This window comes from Pseudomonas resinovorans NBRC 106553, from assembly GCF_000412695.1.
Classification (GTDB): domain Bacteria; phylum Pseudomonadota; class Gammaproteobacteria; order Pseudomonadales; family Pseudomonadaceae; genus Metapseudomonas; species Metapseudomonas resinovorans_A.
Genome location: NC_021499.1, coordinates 2,396,999 through 2,413,358 on the forward strand (window position 1 = coordinate 2,396,999; position 16,360 = coordinate 2,413,358).

The 16,360-nt window shown below is 64.6% G+C and carries 17 protein-coding genes and 1 pseudogene; 14 read left to right on the plus strand and 4 right to left on the minus strand.

The features are described from left to right. The first annotated feature begins 6 nt into the window (after positions 1 to 6). The 13 genes from PCA10_RS10870 to PCA10_RS10930 all read left to right on the plus strand — a co-directional run bounded on the left by PCA10_RS10870 (position 7) and on the right by PCA10_RS10930 (position 11,105). Positions 7 to 354 (plus strand): DUF4389 domain-containing protein, encoded by a 348-nt coding sequence (locus tag PCA10_RS10870; protein ID WP_016492125.1) that lies wholly within the window; start codon positions 7 to 9, stop codon positions 352 to 354. Next, entirely contained in the window at positions 351 to 815 is a 465-nt protein-coding gene (sixA, locus tag PCA10_RS10875) for a phosphohistidine phosphatase SixA (protein WP_016492126.1), read from the plus strand. The genes PCA10_RS10870 and sixA overlap by 4 nt, the downstream gene beginning before the upstream one ends. Positions 816 to 937: 122 nt before the next feature. Further along, positions 938 to 2,587: an AMP-binding protein gene (locus PCA10_RS10880; RefSeq protein WP_394296626.1), complete on the plus strand. Its 1,650-nt coding sequence runs from the start codon at positions 938 to 940 to the stop codon at positions 2,585 to 2,587. Between the two features lie 48 nt (positions 2,588 to 2,635). Then, positions 2,636 to 3,079, plus strand: coding sequence for a hotdog fold thioesterase (locus PCA10_RS10885; protein ID WP_016492128.1), 444 nt, complete (start codon positions 2,636 to 2,638; stop codon positions 3,077 to 3,079). Positions 3,080 to 3,254: 175 nt separating this feature from the next. Further along, on the plus strand, positions 3,255 to 4,058 hold the full coding sequence (locus PCA10_RS10890) for an AraC family transcriptional regulator (protein WP_016492129.1): 804 nt from the start codon (positions 3,255 to 3,257) through the stop codon (positions 4,056 to 4,058). Between the two features lie 42 nt (positions 4,059 to 4,100). Beyond that, entirely contained in the window at positions 4,101 to 4,751 is a 651-nt protein-coding gene (locus PCA10_RS10895; RefSeq protein WP_016492130.1) for a LysE family translocator, read from the plus strand. Between the two features lie 84 nt (positions 4,752 to 4,835). Next, positions 4,836 to 5,639 (plus strand): alpha/beta fold hydrolase, encoded by an 804-nt coding sequence (locus PCA10_RS10900; RefSeq protein WP_016492131.1) that lies wholly within the window; start codon positions 4,836 to 4,838, stop codon positions 5,637 to 5,639. After that, complete coding sequence (locus PCA10_RS10905; RefSeq protein ID WP_016492132.1) at positions 5,636 to 6,499, plus strand: alpha/beta fold hydrolase; 864 nt, start codon at positions 5,636 to 5,638, stop codon at positions 6,497 to 6,499. Before PCA10_RS10900 ends, PCA10_RS10905 begins: the two co-directional genes overlap by 4 nt. 162 nt (positions 6,500 to 6,661) lie before the next feature. Beyond that, positions 6,662 to 7,471 carry a DUF4892 domain-containing protein gene (locus PCA10_RS10910; RefSeq protein WP_016492133.1) on the plus strand — a complete coding sequence of 270 codons (810 nt, stop codon included), beginning with the start codon at positions 6,662 to 6,664 and terminating at the stop codon, positions 7,469 to 7,471. Positions 7,472 to 7,569: 98 nt separating this feature from the next. Further along, positions 7,570 to 8,664: an AI-2E family transporter gene (locus tag PCA10_RS10915; RefSeq protein WP_016492134.1), complete on the plus strand. Its 1,095-nt coding sequence runs from the start codon at positions 7,570 to 7,572 to the stop codon at positions 8,662 to 8,664. 278 nt (positions 8,665 to 8,942) lie between these two features. After that, positions 8,943 to 9,980 carry a GlxA family transcriptional regulator gene (locus tag PCA10_RS10920; protein ID WP_016492135.1) on the plus strand — a complete coding sequence of 346 codons (1,038 nt, stop codon included), beginning with the start codon at positions 8,943 to 8,945 and terminating at the stop codon, positions 9,978 to 9,980. 52 nt (positions 9,981 to 10,032) lie between these two features. Then, entirely contained in the window at positions 10,033 to 10,782 is a 750-nt protein-coding gene (locus tag PCA10_RS10925) for an AzlC family ABC transporter permease (RefSeq protein ID WP_016492136.1), read from the plus strand. Further along, a complete protein-coding gene (locus PCA10_RS10930; RefSeq protein ID WP_016492137.1) occupies positions 10,779 to 11,105 on the plus strand; it encodes an AzlD domain-containing protein in 327 nt (108 codons plus the stop codon). The genes PCA10_RS10925 and PCA10_RS10930 overlap by 4 nt, the downstream gene beginning before the upstream one ends. Positions 11,106 to 11,885: 780 nt before the next feature. Here PCA10_RS10930 and PCA10_RS10935 read toward each other — a convergent pair. The 4 genes and pseudogenes from PCA10_RS10935 to PCA10_RS10955 form a co-directional block, all read right to left on the minus strand. Continuing rightward, positions 11,886 to 13,036, minus strand: a protein-coding gene (locus PCA10_RS10935; RefSeq protein ID WP_144276949.1) for an IS3 family transposase whose coding sequence is annotated in 2 segments (ribosomal slippage) — positions 11,886 to 12,799 and positions 12,799 to 13,036 — 1,152 coding nt in all. Because the reading frame shifts where the segments join, the coding sequence is not laid out codon by codon here. A gap of 62 nt (positions 13,037 to 13,098) precedes the next feature. Then, positions 13,099 to 13,794 (minus strand): annotated as a pseudogene (locus PCA10_RS10945) (AraC family transcriptional regulator); the annotation flags it as partial. Between the two features lie 190 nt (positions 13,795 to 13,984). Further along, entirely contained in the window at positions 13,985 to 14,239 is a 255-nt protein-coding gene (locus PCA10_RS10950; protein ID WP_016492139.1) for an Atu4866 domain-containing protein, read from the minus strand. Between the two features lie 30 nt (positions 14,240 to 14,269). Beyond that, positions 14,270 to 15,007, minus strand: coding sequence for an SDR family oxidoreductase (locus tag PCA10_RS10955; protein WP_016492140.1), 738 nt, complete (start codon positions 15,005 to 15,007; stop codon positions 14,270 to 14,272). A gap of 315 nt (positions 15,008 to 15,322) precedes the next feature. Here PCA10_RS10955 and PCA10_RS10960 point away from each other — a divergent pair, with 315 nt between their 5' ends. After that, positions 15,323 to 16,237 (plus strand): AraC family transcriptional regulator, encoded by a 915-nt coding sequence (locus PCA10_RS10960; RefSeq protein WP_016492141.1) that lies wholly within the window; start codon positions 15,323 to 15,325, stop codon positions 16,235 to 16,237. The last annotated feature ends 123 nt before the right edge of the window (positions 16,238 to 16,360 follow it).

A 16,360-nucleotide genomic window follows, 5' to 3' on the forward strand; every position in this document is an offset into this window, starting at 1 on the left:
TTCCCCATGAGTGAAGAGCGCGAAGACCTGCAGCGCGAGCACATCCTGCTGCGCGTCCTGTGGATGCTGATCTTCGTCGTCGTCTGGCAGCTGGCGGAGCTGGTGCTGGGCGCCGTGGTCCTGCTGCAACTCGGCTATCGCGCCTTCTACGGCGCACCCAACGGCGGCCTGATGGCGTTCGGCGACAGCCTGAGCCAGTACCTGGCGCAGATCGGCCGTTTCGGCACCTTCAACACCGAGGAAAAGCCCTGGCCCTTCGCCGACTGGCCCGCCGCCCGCGCGCCCGAAGGCGAGACACCCCATTCGGTGCCGCCAGCCGCCCACCCGGTGCGTGACGAAGAGCCCAAGCTGTGAGGCTCTGGCTGCTGCGCCATGGCGAGGCCGAGGCCCGCGCCAATACCGACGCTGAGCGCGAACTGACCCGCCACGGCCGCAAGGACGTGCTGCACAGCGCCGCCCAGTTGGCCGGGCGGCCGCTGGGGGCGATCCTCGCCAGCCCCTATGTGCGGGCGCAGCAGACCGCCGAACTGGTGCGCGATGCCCTGGGGTTCACCGGCGCCATTGGCGCCGCGCCCTGGGCGACCCCCGACAGCGACCCGCGCCAGGCCCTGGATTTCCTTGCCGAGCATGGCGAGCAGGACCTGCTGCTGGTCACCCACAACCCCTTCGTCAGCGAACTGGCCGGCCTGCTGATCCACGGCCATCGCCAGGACCCGCTGCCCATGGGCACCGCCAGCCTGGCCGAGCTGGAAGGCGACCTGCTGATCCCCGGCCTGGTGTCCCTGCGCAGCCTGCACCACGTTCGCCATCACTGACGATTCGCAACATTTCTTAACTTGCACCGCCTCCCTTGTCTGTGGATAGTCAACCAAGCAAGTGCTTGGTTGTCCCCTAAAAAAAGAACAAAGGAGGAGGCCCTGTGGCTGATGCAGTCCGTATGCCGCTTGAAATCTTTTTCGAGCGTGAAGCCCGTCACCCGAACAAGCGCTATCTGGTCCAGCCGCTGGGTGGCGGCAGGGTCGAGGAGCTGAGCTGGGGCGACGTGGGGGAACAGGCCCGCCGGGCCGCCAGTTGGCTGCGGGGGCGCGACCTGCCCCAGGGCAGTCGAATCGCGATCATTTCCAAGAACTGCGCGCACTGGATCATTGCCGACCTCGCCATCTGGATGGCCGGCCACGTGTCGGTGCCTCTCTACCCCAATCTCACCGCCGAATCGGTGCACCAGGTACTGGAGCATTCCGAGTCGGCGCTGGTCTTCATCGGCAAGCTCGACGACTGGCCGGCCATGGCCGGTGGCATACCCCAGGGCGTGTCGACCATCGCCCTGCCGATCCACCCGCAAGGCGAGTTCGATTTCAGCTGGGCCGACCTGCAGGCCGCCAATCCGATCCAGGATGTTCCCAGGAGCAATCCCGACCAACTCGCCACCATCATCTATACCTCCGGCACCACCGGCACGCCCAAGGGCGTGATGCACAACTTCAGCAACTTCGCCTTCGCCGCCAGCCACGGCATGCAGCTGTTCCAGACCGGCGAGGAAGACCGCCTGCTGTCCTACCTGCCGCTGTGCCATGTGGCCGAGCGCATGTTCGTCGAGATGGGTTCGCTCTACGCGGGGCAGACGGTGTTCTTCGCCGAAAGCCTGGAGACCTTCCTCGACGACCTGCGCCGTGCCCGGCCCACCGCCATCTTCGGCGTGCCGCGGATCTGGACCAAGTTCCAGATGGGCGTCTATTCGAAGATGCCGGCGCAGAAACTCGACCGCCTGCTGCGCCTGCCCATCATCGGCCGCATGGTCGGTCGCAAGGTGCTCGCCGGCCTCGGCCTGGATGCCGTGCGCAACGCCCTGTGCGGCGCCGCGCCGGTGCCCGGCGCGCTGCTGGACTGGTACAAGCGCCTGGGCCTGGAAGTGCTGGAGGTCTATGGCATGACCGAGAACTGCGGTTACTCCCACCTGTGCCGCAAGGGCGAGGTGAAGCTCGGCTGGATCGGCCGCAACAGCCCTGGCGTGGAAGTGCGCATCAGCGAAGACGGTGAAGTCCAGGTTCGCAGCGGCGCCACCATGCAGGGCTACTTCAAGGACCCGGTGAAGACCGCTGAAACCATCACCACCGACGGCTTCCTGCGTACCGGCGACAAGGGCCAGCAGGATGCCGAAGGCAATCTGCGCCTGACCGGGCGCATCAAGGAAATCTTCAAGACCAGCAAGGGCAAGTACGTGGCGCCGGCGCCCATCGAGAACCGCCTGGCCGTGCACCCGAAGATCGAGCAGGTGTGCGTGGTCGGCGATGGCCTGCCGCAGCCCATGGCCCTCTGCGTGCTGTCCGAAGTGGGCCGGCAGGAGGCCGCGAACAGCGCCAGGGCGGAACTGGAAGTCAGCCTGCGCAGCCTGCTGGAAGAGGTCAACGGCGACCTCGACAAGCACGAGCGCCTGCAAGGGCTGGTGCTGGTCAAGGAAGTCTGGGCGGTGGACAACGGCTTCCTCACCCCGACCTTGAAGATCAAGCGCAACATCGTGGAAGACGCTTACGGCAAGCGCTTCCCCGAATGGCTCGAGCGCCAGGAGGCGCTTGTCTGGCACGAATGATCCAGCCCGGCCGGGACACCCGTCCCGGCCTCTTCCTAGGAGCCTCCCATGGGTCTATGGCGACAAACCCCCGATCTCGCGCGTCTCAACGAAACCCTGACCAACACCATTGGCGAAGGCCTGGATATCCGCTTCGAAGCCTTCGACGACGAATCCCTGACCGCCAGCATGGTGGTCGACCAGCGTACCCACCAGCCCTACGGCCTGCTGCACGGCGGCGCATCGGTGGTGCTGGCGGAAACCCTCGGCTCCACCGCCAGCTTCCTGTGCCTGGACAGCAGCCGCTTCTATTGCGTGGGGCTGGAGGTCAACGCCAACCACCTGCGCGGCCTGCGCAGTGGCCGGGTCACCGCCGTGGCCCGCGCGGTGCACCTGGGGCGCACCACCCACGTCTGGGACATCCGCCTGTTCGGTGACGACGGCAAGCCGAGCTGCATCTCCCGGCTGACCATGGCCATCGTGCCCCTCGGCGCCGAGCCGCCGCGCGGTTGAGGCTCTTGTAGGATGGGTCGGGCGGCGTTCCGCTGAGCTTGCGATACCCATCAACGGTCGATGGGTATCGCAGGCTCAACCCATCCTACGCAGCCACACTTCCCGCCTTGCGCTTGCGCCATCCCCCGCAATTTTGTCCAAGAACCCGGCACCACCAGGGAGTAGAGTGGTGCCCATGGACCAGACCCAACACATTCCCAGCAGCCTGCCCGGCTTGCGCCTGATCGACGCCCGGCACCAGCACTTCAGCTTCCCCCGGCACTTCCATCTGGAGTACCACCTGGGGCTGATGGTGGATGGCCGCCAGCGCTACCTGCACCAGGGTGAAAGCCACCAGGCCGACACCGGCGACGTGATGCTGATGGCGCCGGAACAGATCCACGACGGTGCCGGCGTCGACGGCCAGGGCTACCAGATCCGCGTGCTGGCCTTCGATCCGCAATGGCTGGACGACGCCAGCCGCAGCCTCAGCGACGACCGCCAGGGGGCGCCGCGCCTGACCACCAGCATCCTTCGCGATGCCGGCCTGCGTAACCAGTTGCTGGACCTGCACCGTGCGCTGCTGCAGGGCTCGCGGCTGGAACAGGAAAGCCATCTCTGGTCGGCGTTGGCGAACCTGCTGGAGCGCGGCTCCACCCTGCGGGTGCGCGAGCCGGAGCAGGGCTTCGACGGACGCACCTGGGCGCGGCTGCGGGACTGGCTGGAATCACGCCTGGACACACCGCCTTCGCTGGAGGAACTGGCCGCCTTCTGCGACCTCAGCCCCTGGCAGGCATTGCGCCGCTTCAACCGCCAGTGCGGCCTGCCACCCCACCAGTGGCTGACCCAGCTGCGGCTGGAGAAGGCGCTACCGCGCGTACTGCGCGGCGAGAACCTCAGCGAGTTGGCCCTCGACCTCGGCTTCTACGACCAGGCGCACTTCTCGCGGCTGTTCCGCCGCACCTACGGCGCGCCACCGGCCAGGCTGCGCGGCCGCTGATCGTTCATCCCCGTTAAACCCCACACCTTCTGGAGAACCTCGATGCAGGAGACTTCCGTCTTGCTGTCGCTGGCGGCCGTGTTCGCCGTCGCCCTGGTCAGCCCCGGCCCCGACGTGGCGCTGGTGGTGCGCACCGCCCTGCACCAGGGCCGCCGCGCCGGCCTGCTCAGCGCCCTGGGCCTGGCCTGCGGCATCCTGGTCCACGGCACCCTGGTACTGACCGGCGTGGCACTGCTGGTGAGCCGTTCGCCGATCCTCTTCGACCTGCTGCAACTGCTGGGCGCGAGCTACCTCGGCTGGCTCGGCGTCGGCGCCGTGCGCGCCTGGTTCCGCCGTGGCCAGGGTGGCGGCGGCCGTTTCGACGGTGACCTGTCACCCTCGGCGCTGGGGCCCTGGGTGCGGGGCCTGGCCACCAACCTGTTCAACCCCAAGGCGCTGGTGTTCTTCCTGGCGCTGCTGTCGGGGCTGATCCCGGCGGACATGTCGGTCGCCGGCAAGCTGGGCGCCGCCGCGATTCTCTTCTGCATGGGGCTGGCCTGGTTCAGCCTGCTGGGCCTGGCGCTCACCCGTGGGCGCAACCAGCAACTGCTGCTGCGCGCCGCGCCGGCCATCGACCTGGCCTGCGGCCTGGTGTTCCTGCTGGTGGCCCTGGGGTTGGTGGGCAGGTTGCTGGCACCAGGCTTTTGGCAATAGCGCCATCATCACTGGCGGTTACAGTCATTGCCGCGTGGGCGGGGCTGCCGGACAATCGGCGCATTCCCCGACGAGCCGGATGCCATGCACACCATCTTCTTTGCCCACGCCAACGGATTTCCGTCGGCCACTTACGGCAAGCTGTTCAGCGCCCTGGCGCCGGACTTCCGGGTCGAGCACCTGGAGCAGCACGGCCATGACCCGCGCTTCCCGGTGAACGACAACTGGGAAAACCTGGTGGATGAACTCATCCACCACCTGCAAGCGCGCGGCGAGCCGGTCTGGGGCCTGGGCCATTCCCTCGGTGGAGTGTTGCACTACCATGCCGCCCTGCGCCGGCCCGACCTCTATCGCGGCGTGGTGATGCTCGACTCGCCGGTGCTGACCCTGGCCGACCGCATCGTCATCCGCGCCGCCAAGCGCTTCGGCTTCATCGACCGCATCACGCCGGCCGGGCGTACCCTGGGCCGCCGCGAGGAGTTCGGCGACCTCGACGAAGCCCGTGACTACTTCGCCGGCAAGACCCTGTTCAGCCGCTTCGACCCCGAATGCCTGGACGCCTATGTGCGCCATGGCCTGGCGCGCCAGGGCGAAAACCTGCGGCTGAAGTTCGACGCCGCCACCGAAATCAGCATCTACCGCAACGTGCCGCACCGTACGCCGGGCCGCCCGCAGCAACTGACGGTGCCCCTGGCCCTGGTGCGCGGGCGCCAGAGCAAGGTCGTGCTGCCGCACCATGCGCGCTTGCTGAAGCAGGTGCCACGGGGTGAATACCTGTCGTTTCCGGGCGGGCACATGTTCCCCCTGGAACGCCCCCGGGAAACCGCGGAGCTGCTGAAGTCGGTATTCGGCCGCTGGGATGGTCACCGCCAGGAGGCCCACGCATGACGGCACAGGTCGAAGAAATCCGCCTCAACCTGCCTCACGTCGAACTGGCCGCGCACCTCTACGGACCCGAAGACGGCCAGCCGGTGATCGCCCTGCATGGCTGGCTGGACAATGCCAACAGCTTCGCGCGCCTGGCGCCCTTGCTGCCGGGGTTGCGCATAGTCGCCCTGGATTTCGCCGGCCACGGCCACTCCGCCCATCGCGCCCCCGGGGCCAGCTACCTGCTCTGGGACAACGTCGCCGATGTGCTGCAGGTGGCCGAGCAACTGGGCTGGGCGCGGTTCTCCCTGCTCGGCCATTCCATGGGCGCCATCGTATCGGTGCTGCTCGCCGGCGCCATGCCCGAGAAGGTCGAGCGCCTGGCCCTGATCGATGGCCTCATGCCCTACACCGGCGAAGCCGAGCAGGCGCCGGCCAAGCTCGCTGAGGCGCTGCGTGCGCAGTCGGCGCTGGCGGGCAAGCGCAAGCCGGTCTACGCCGATATCGAGCGCGCCGTGGAAGCGCGCATGCGCAGCGCCGGCTCCATCAGCCGCGAGGCCGCCGAGCTGCTCGCCGAGCGTGGTCTCATGCCGGTGCCCGGTGGCTACACCTGGCGCAGCGACAGCCGCCTGACCCTGCCATCGCCCCTGCGCCTGACCCGCGCCCATGCCCTGGCCTTCGCCCGCGCGGTGCAATGCCCGAGCCTGCTGGTGCTGGCGGAGCAGGGGCTGCTGCACACGGAGCCCAAGTTCGCCGGGGTAGTCGAGGACCTCGCCTTCGACGTGCGCCGGCTTCCCGGCCGCCATCACCTGCACCTGGACGACGAAGCCGGCGCGCAGGCCGTAGCAGACTGTTTCAATCCCTTCTTCGCCGTTCCTTGACTTGCACCGGCCAACCGGGAAGGCTGGCTGTTTTTGGTCAAGGATCAGTGGGATGGCCGACCTGTCCGCCACCGCTGCGCACTGCGGAGTGGTCCGTGGAGCGCGCAAGGCAAAGGCCGTGAAGCTGGTCCAGACTGCACACTCCAGGACATCTCGATAAGGATGCGCATGCGCCACACCCTTCTTGCCGGCCTTCTGCTGGCAGCATCCGCCCAGGCCGCCGACCTGCCCGATAGCCATGACCTGGCGGCACTGCCGCGTTTCCCCCACGCCGAAATCACCGATTTCCGCGAGACCCCGGACCAGGAACGGGTCTACCCGCAGAGCTCGATCCGCCGCATCAGCAACCAGCTGCGCATGGAGCGCAAGGTGGAGGCCGAAGGGCGGCAGACGTCCATCACCTACCGCCTGCCCGAAGGCCACAGCTCCTTCGATGCCTTCGACCGCGCCCGCAGGGACCTGCTCGAACGCGGCGCCGAACTGCTCTACTGGTGCCAGGGCCGCGACTGTGGTTCGAGCAGCCTCTGGGCCAACACCGTGTTCGGCAATGCCAAGCTCTATGGCCCGGATGACCAGCAGGCCTACTTGCTGGTGCGCCTGGCCGAGCCGAGCCAGGACAGCCTGCTGGCCATCTACAGCATCACCCGGGGCAATCGCCGGGCCTACCTGCATGCCGAGCAGCTGGATGCCAACGCACCCCTGGGCGAACTGCTGCCCACCCCCGATACCCTGATGCGCGAGCTGAAAAGCAGCGGCGAGCTGCACCTGGCGCGGCTGCCGGACGAGCCCCCGGCCAATTGGGCAACCCTGCTGGCGCGCTCCCTGAACCTCGACAGCACCCTGCGGGTCAGCCTCGCCGGCCCTGGCGCCGAAGCCTGGCGCGAGGCCCTGGTGGGGCAGGGCGTGCGCGCCGCGCGCCTGGAACTGGGCGAAGGCGAAGAACCCGGCCTGCACCTGATCCTGCTGCGCTGAGAAAACTCCACACCAGTCTCTATGCTTAAGCCTGCCGGGCTCGCGCCGCATGGCGGCGGGCCCGGCCTTCCTTTCCCGCGAGCCAGAGAGATTCAGGGATGCTCAATAACGACCGCCTCTTGGTGCAGATCCTCCTGCTGGCCCTGCTCGGGGCTTGCCTCTGGGTGCTGGCGCCCTTCGTCTCGGCGCTGTTCTGGGCCGCCGTGCTGGCCTTCGCCAGCTGGCCACTGATGCGGCTGCTGAGCAACCTGCTGCACGGCCGCGAGTCCACCGCAGCCGGCCTGCTCACGGCCGGCTGGATGCTGCTGGTGGCCTTGCCGCTGGTGTGGCTGGGCAGCAACCTCGCCCAGCATGTGCGCGATGCCACCGAACTGGTGAAGGACGTGCAGGTGCAGGGCCTGCCGCCGCCGCCGGACTGGCTCCCGCAGATCCCCCTGGTGGGCGAGCGCCTGGTGCGCGCCTGGCATTCCATCGACGCCCAGGGCGCGGCCTTCTTCGCCAGCCTCAAGCCCTACATGGGCCAGGCCGGCAACTGGATCCTGGCACGCAGCGCGCAACTCGGCGGCGGCGTGCTGGAACTGGTGCTGAGCCTGGTGCTGGTGTTCTTCTTCTACCGCGACGGCCCGCGCATGGCGCTGTTCGTCGAACGCGGCCTGGAACGACTGATCGGCGACCGTGCCGAGCACTACCTGGAACTGGTAGCCGGCACCGTGCAGCGGGTGGTCAACGGCGTGATCGGCACCGCCGCCGCCCAGGCCCTCTTGGCGCTGATCGGCTTCTGGATCGCCGGTGTGCCTGGCGCCCTGGTGCTGGCCATCGCCACCTTCGCCCTCAGCCTGATCCCCATGGGCCCGCCCCTGGTCTGGGTGCCGGTCACCGCCTGGCTGGCCTGGCACGGCGACTACGGCTACGCCGTGTTCCTCGGCATCTGGGGCATGTTCATCATCAGCGGCGTGGACAACGTGCTGAAGCCCTACCTCATCAGCCGTGGCGGCAACCTGCCCCTGGTGGTGGTGCTGCTCGGCGTGTTCGGCGGCATCCTCGCCTTCGGCTTCATGGGCCTGTTCCTCGGTCCAACCCTGCTGGCGGTGGCCTACAGCCTGATCTCCGACTGGATCGGCCACGGGCAGCCAGCCCAGGTGGTGGTGACCTCGACCGAGGTGGAGAAGGAGAGGGAGGGGCGGTCGTCCTGAACGGCGGCGGCCTTCATCACCGGCCAGGTCATCGTCGTCGACGGCGGCCGGCCAAGCTACCGTTGCGGTTCTGATCTCCCGGCTCCCGGAGCTTCTGCGGCGCATCGCGGCGACCGGCTCAGGCGCGGCGTCGCGTCGGGAAAACGACACGGCGATTGCGGAATAGTCCGCGAGGTCCAACTGTGAGAATGTGCTCGCACTGGTACCAACCCATGGACCGATACCCGGGTACCAGCAGGGGAATGCCGATTCGTTCCCCGGGTTCCGCGAGTCGTCACATGAAAACGTCCTTCGAGAGTGTTCTCAAAAGCAAGAACCTGGCGCACCTGGACAAGGCGCGTCGGGAAGGCCTGACGCCCCAGGTGCGTCGGGTGTCCTTCATCCTGCGCGAGCACTTCTCGATGATGGCCTTCACCGGTGCGGTGGATGCGCTGGTCACGGCCAATCTCATGAGTTCGTCCCCGGTGTTCGACGTCCAGGTCGTGGGGGGCGACGGCAACCTCGTGGTGAGCGACCTGGGCATTTCCATTTCCACCGACTGCACGCTCACGGCGCTGGATGAAAAGTGCCAGGACATCCTGGTGGTCTGTGGCGGTTTTCGCGTTCGGCTGGAGGGCGATGCGCAGCTGCGGACGAAGCTGCGCTCGGCCGATGCCGCCGGCGCCGTGCTGGGTGGGCTCTGGAACGGCGCCTACTTCCTGGCCGAGGCCGGCTTGCTGGATGGCCATGACTGCGCGTTCCATCCGGACGGCCGCGCGATGATGAGCGAGCTGTTTCCCAAGGTGAAGGTGACCAGTCACGCCCAGGTGCTCGACCGCAGGCGGATCAGTTGCGCCGGCGCCAACAGCTCCCTGGGCATGATGCTGGAAGTGGTGCGCCACAGCGCTGGCGACGAACTGGTGAGCGCCGTGGAAGAGGTGCTCAGCTGCGACAAGATGCAGGAAGTCGTCGACGTGTCCGTGGTCTCCATCGACTTCGACCCGACGCTGCCGGAGACCCTCAAGCTCGCGCTGGAACTGATGCACAGCAACATCGAGGACCCCATCGAGATCGACGAGATCGCACGCTACGTGGGTATCTCCAGACGGCACCTGGAGCGCCTGTTCAGGCGCCACGTGAAGGCGACGCCGCCGCGCTACTACCTCGAGCTGCGACTGACCCGCGCGCGCCAGCTGCTGCAGCACACCAACAAATCGCTGATCGAGATCGCGGTGGCGAGCGGCTTCGTGACGCTCCCGCATTTCCAGCGCTGCTTCCGCACCATGTTCGATATGGCGCCGGGGCAGTTCCGCAAACGCAACCACTTCAAGGTCTGAGCATCCAGGCAGGCATCGCGAAGCGATCAGGCTCCACAACCAAGGACACGACATGCCGTACCCGACTCGAACGCAAGCCTTCTGGGCGGGCGTTCGCACACTGATTCCACTGACGCCCGGCGTGGTGCCGTTCGGGCTGGTCGCGGGAGTCATGGCCATCGACCTGGGCATGTCCCCTGGCATGACGATGGCCATGACCCTGCTGTTCTACTCGGGCTCGGCCCAGATGGCCGCGCTGCAGCTGCTGCAGAACGGCGTGCTGCCGTTGGCGATCGTACTGACCGCCCTGATCATCAACCTGCGTTTCGTGATGTACAGCGCGTCGCTCGCGCCCTTCCTGCATCACTTGCCCCGGCGCTGGACCTGGCCGCTGTCCTACATGCTGTCCGACCAGTCGTATGCCATCTGCATTCTCAAGCTGTCGTCGGGGGAGCTGGGGCGCTTCGCCCACTTCTACTACGCCGGCACGGCACTGACCATGTGGTTGTCCTGGCAGATATCGGTACTGGCCGGGGTCTACCTGGGCGCCAGCATCCCCGGTTCCTGGTCGCTGAGCTTCGCGATACCGCTGTCCTTCCTGGCGATCCTGGTGCCGTCCATCCGCACGGCGGCAAGCCTGGGGGCCGCCGTGGTGGGTGGCGTGGTGGCGGTCCTGGCGATCGACATGCCCTACAACCTCGGGCTGGTCACCGCTTCCATCGCCGGCATCGTGGCCGGGGTGCTGATCGAGAACGCGCGACGCGGCGCGCAGGCCGCCACGGCCGCCACGGCCGCAAGCGTCAGCGAAAGGGAGGCGCCATGAGCGACCTGACCTTGTGGGGGCTGTTCCTGGCCGCAGGCCTGGGCACCTTCGCAATGCGCCTCTCGTTCGTCGAACTCTACGGCCGCCTGCGGATTCCGGCGCTTCTCAAGCAAGCCTTGCTCTATGTGCCGGCGAGCGTGCTGGCCGCGCTGGTGCTGCCCGCCGTGATCTTCCCCAGTGGGCAGCACGACATCGCCCTGGACAACCCGCAGATCCCCGCGGCCATCGTCGCCGCCTTGCTCGCCTGGCTTACCCGCAATGCCGCGCTGACGCTCGCGGCCGGCATGCTCACGCTCTGGGGGCTCAAGTACCTCGGCTGGTAGTGGCGCGGCGAATCCAGGCGGCCGGGCGTACCGATGCGCGAGCAAAAAAACGCCGCCCGTGTGGCGGCGGCGAGGTCGCAGGATATTGGCCTTTGACTTAAGTCACGTCTGTACGAAGAGCCGGCTTCGAAGCCTTTCGAGGCCGTGCAGGTCGCAGGGCCGGGGAGGGCCTGCAGGGGAACAGAGAGGAGCCGTGGAGCGCTGCTGTTCCTGACCTGACTGCGAGCAAGATTACGCTGTGCGAGGCAGGGGACAGTTGTCCAGATTCGACCGCGCAAGGGTGGGATGCGACGTAGACGGAGGTAGCCCGAATGAAATCCGGGGAGAGCCCCACCGCCGCTCCCGGATTTCATCCGGGCTACGACTGGTGTTGTTCGTGTCTCAGTTCAAGGATGGGGCGGGCGGCGTTCCGCGAGCTGAGCGATACCCATGCGCGCAGGGCTGATGGGTATCGCTCAACGCAAACTGGGTTCCGCTGAAGAATCCTGTTGCTTTGTATCTCGCTAGTCCGCTAATGGCTGGAAGAAACTTCTTGCGAACGGCAGCTTCCGGCCAGTAGCGGACGTTCGAAATGACTACCGGGGCTTCTCATTTCTGAGCTGGGGCGACAGCGCAGAAATTGCTGCTCAAAGCCACTCGCTCCGCGAGTAACCGCCAGATTTTGTCATCCATCCAACAAAAACTGCGCATCAAAGAAAGGAGCAAAACCCCGATAGGCTGAGCAACCCTGCCAAAGAGATGCATGTCGAGAAGAGGGAAATTTGAATCGCCCCGGCTTTCCTAGACACTCTCCAAGCTCTGGAAATAACGCTTTTCAAACTCCACTGGCGATAGCTGCATAGCGCTGCTGTGCCGGCGTTTGGGGTTATAAAACATCTCGATGTAATCGAACACATCACTCCGGGCTTCTTCGCGGGTGCCGTAGGTTTTTCGTCGGATGCGTTCCCGCTTCAGCAACTGGAAAAAGCTTTCCGCCACCGCGTTGTCGTGGCAGTTACCGCGTCGACTCATGCTGCTGATCAGGTTGTTGGCCTTGAGGAAGCTCTGCCAGTCCGAGCTGCTGAACTGGCTGCCCTGGTCGGAGTGGATCATCACTTCCTGCTTGGGCTTGCGCCGCCACACCGCCATCAACAGGGCATCGATAGCCAGGTCGCTGCACATCCGTGGCTTCATCGACCAGCCGATCACCTGGCGTGAAAACAGATCCAGCACCACCGCCAAATACAGCCAGCCTTCATAGGTGCGGATGTAGGTGATGTCGGTGACCCAGACCTTGTTCGGTTCACTAACGTTGAATTGCCGCTCCAGGCGATTGGGCGAAGCCACCGTTGGCCGGCCGCCGTAATAGCCGGGGCGCCGCCGATAGCCGGTCTGTGAGCGCAGCCCTTCTCCTCGCATCAGGCGAGCCACGCGGTGCCGGCCACAGGACTCCCCCAGCTCACGCAGGTCGTCGTGAATCTTGCGATAGCCGTAGACCCCACCGCTTTCCAGCCAGGCATGTTTGATCAACCCGAGTAGGCGCTGATCTTCCTTGGCGCGTACGGATTTCGGCTCGGTCAGCCAGGCGTAGTAACCGCTGGGATGCACTTTCAGGGTCTGGCAGAGACGTCGAACCGGGTACTCCACCGACAGCTTGCTGATGAAGGCGTACTTCAGCCGGACTCCTTGGCAAAGTACGCGGCGGCCTTTTTTAGGATGTCTCGCTCTTCGGTCACTCGCTTGAGTTCGGCGCGCAGACGACGCAGTTCGGCCTGCTGATCGTCGTCTTGCTGCCGCTGCGCCTGGGGCTTGCCGTAGCGCTTGATCCAGGCATACAGGCTATGCACCGACATGCCTAACCGCGCTGCCACCTCGGCTACGGGGAGGCCGCGCTCGGTCACTTGTTTGACCGCTTCGATTTTGAATTCTTCGGGGTAACGCTGGTTGCTCATGGCACCTCCTAATGGGCCTCATTATGAGGCTTGGAGGTGTCTACGAAACTAGGGGCGATTCAGTATTCGCTCATGCCGGCCTCTTCAGCCAGCGTCCCAAGACTGAACGGGGAAGCCAGATTGGCTTCCATGGTCGACAAGACTCGCCGCAACTTGAAGGCGGGCAATGCATTACGGTGTGCGATATCGTCCGCCGAGCTGTCCAGATACTCGCGGGCAAGGTGGACAGCCATACATTGGGCCAGCCCCTGGAGAAACAGTGCGCTGACCGCATTCCGATTGGTCAGCTCCGCGCGGACCTGCTCCAGCAGCAGTGATAGGACCTCGTCACGACCACCCGATACCTCACGCAGACGGACGGCGCCGGATCCCCCGAGCACTTCCCGGACGGCTTTTTCAAGCAGCGGGATGCCGAGATAGATGTGCATCACTTCGAATGCATCTGCGCCGGAAACTTTCCAGCGCATTTCGTAGGGCTCTGCGGAGGACGTCAAGAAAAAGTCCCCCTTGGCCACATGGCTGGTTTCCCACTCGCCGCCAGGAATTCGCTCCTCCACGGCAGCGGTTCCGGAGATGATCCACACCAGTAGCGGTTCGGCCACGGCCGGCACGATAAAGCTGTCCTGGTCACGTTCACGATTGAATATCTGAACCAATACATCGCGTGCTGCCAGGCTGTCCGAGGCAGCCAGACGCCTGCCGCGAATGTACGCCTCCAAACCCTCGGCAGAAGTCCGCTCGGTCAGGTTCACGCTCATCCACCTCTCTCCTGATGGGTCAGGCCATCGGCCAATGGTTGCAACTGCAGCGTCATGAAACCTCACTTCACTCTCAGACCTTGCGAGCCGAAGTGGATTCAACGTCGACGCCCGCACTGAGGCGGGCGATCAGATATTGGAACCATCACCTGGAAAAAAAAGCCGGAATGCATTCATTCCGGCCTTGGCTTCAACGCTCTGGATAGAGGACCATCCCGGCGTGATACAGCACGTTGTTTCGGAACTCGCCGTCTGCAGTGAAGCCTGTATCGTCGACGTACTGGATATGGTCGCCTTCAAGCCAGTAACGTCCTTGGTAGGCACTTTTCTGCGACCCACGGGCCTCGTCATAACGTCCGCCAGGCAACAACTCATGGCGAATACGACCGTCGGCGGTCACCCACATGCCAACGTACTTGTTCTGGTCTCCGGATGGCTGTGCCATGACTTTCTCCTCCTCGGCTGGAAATGACGATCAGAAAGGGCTCGCGGTGGGACGGACGATCAATTCGCTGACGTCCACATCAGCAGGCTGCTCGACGGCGTAGGCGATGGCGCGAGCAATGGCTACGGCGGGAATGGCGATCTTGCGGAACTCTTGCATTTCCGCGCGCCCACCTTCATCGGAAATGCTGTCAGCCAACTCGGACTCGGTGACACCGGGAGCGATGACTGTGACGCGAATGTCGCCACCTACTTCCTGACGAAGCCCTTCGGATATGGCGCGCACAGCATATTTAGTCGCGCAATACACGGCAGCGGTAGGGCTTACGGCATAGGCGCCGATCGATGCGATGTTGATGATCTGCCCCGATCGTTGTTGCTGCATAAGGGGCAGGGTCGCTGCAATGCCGTGCAGCACTCCGCGAATGTTCACATCGATCATCTGGTTCCATTCGTTGACCTTCAGGGCCTCCAACTTGGACAGCGGCATGACCCCGGCGTTATTGACCAGTACGTCCACGCGGCCGTGAAGCTCCACGGCAAAGTCGATGAACGATTGCATGTCATCCAGGCTGGTTACATCCAGTGGCAGCACATCGGCGATACCGCCAGCGGCACGAATTTCGTCTGCCAAGGCCTCGAGGCGATCGGTACGGCGAGCCCCCAATACAACCCGAGCGCCTTTGCCGGCGAGAAGGCGGGCGGTTGCCTCGCCAATGCCGCTGCTGGCACCGGTAATGACGACGACTTTCTGTTCGATATTGTTCATCTTCATGACTCCTGTTTTCGCTTCAGAGGTTCCTGCTGCCCAGCAGGTCTTGGAGTGAGATTAAGAAGTCATGCCGAGGTGCCGTTAATCGATTACTACGAAGGTTTTGCACAATGCTGTGGGGGCGGGAACGCCGCTAGTGCCGCTTCCAGCCGACTTTTTGCTGACTGAAAGCCATGTCCAAGTGGAACAAGGCGGACATCTGCCGGCACGGGTCCGGCGCTAATGGATGTCCTCGCGCATGGATACCCAGAGGTACGTCTACCAAGCGCCAAGCAATCGCAATATCCTTTGGCGCAGCAGATTGACGGAGTGATGAAGGTGAACGACCTGGACGTGGAAATTGCCCGACGCAGAGCAGAGCTGGCCAAAACCATACAGCGCTTCGCTCCCGAGTACGGCGTGTACCAGACGGCTATCCCTCCGCTTCACTTCATCCGCAGCGATGCTCCAACCGATACGATCCACACGGTCCACAAACCAGGTTTATGCATCATCGCCCAAGGCCGCAAGGAGGTAAGGCTGTGGAACGAAAGCTATGTCTACGATCCGCTGAATTACCTCGTTGTATCGGTCACTTTGCCGCTGGCAGGCCAAGTCATTGAGGCATCTTCAGAACATCCGTATCTGTGTATACGACTGGACATCGACCCTGCCGAGATCGCGCAGCTTATTGCGGACAGCAGCCCTATTGGCATTCCAGGCCACGGGGCAAACCGAGGGCTGTACCTCGACAAGATCGACACATCGCTGCTGGACGCCATGCTGCGTCTGGTCCGACTTCTCGATACGCCAGCAGATATCCCCGCATTAGCCCCTCTGGCACTTCGGGAAATTTTCTATCGCCTGCTCAAAGGCCAACAGGGCCAGCGGCTGCATGAGATTGTGATCGCGGACAGTCAGACCCACCGGGTTACCAGGGCGATTGAATGGCTCAACCGACACTACGCAAAGCCTCTGCACATCAAAGAGCTCGCCAGCTACGTGAATTTGAGCACCTCAACCCTTCATCATCGCTTCAAATCCGTTACCGCCATGAGTCCCCTGCAGTACCAAAAACAACTGCGATTACAGGAAGCGCGCCGTTTGATGATTTCAGAGGGATTGGATGTCTCCACGGCGGGCTTCAGGGTGGGTTACGAGAGTCTTTCGCAGTTCAGCCGAGAATACAGTCGGATGTTTGGTGCAGCTCCCAGCAAAGACATCGCAAAAATTCGGTCGACTGCGTAGCGAACCCCATCGTCCGCTTCTGGCCGAAATCGGACATTCGTGCCTGGTCGCAAACAGTCACGCGCCTCTTGTATAGCCAAAGCACGAAAACACCGGGTTGACCAACGCCACAGCGCCTTCCGC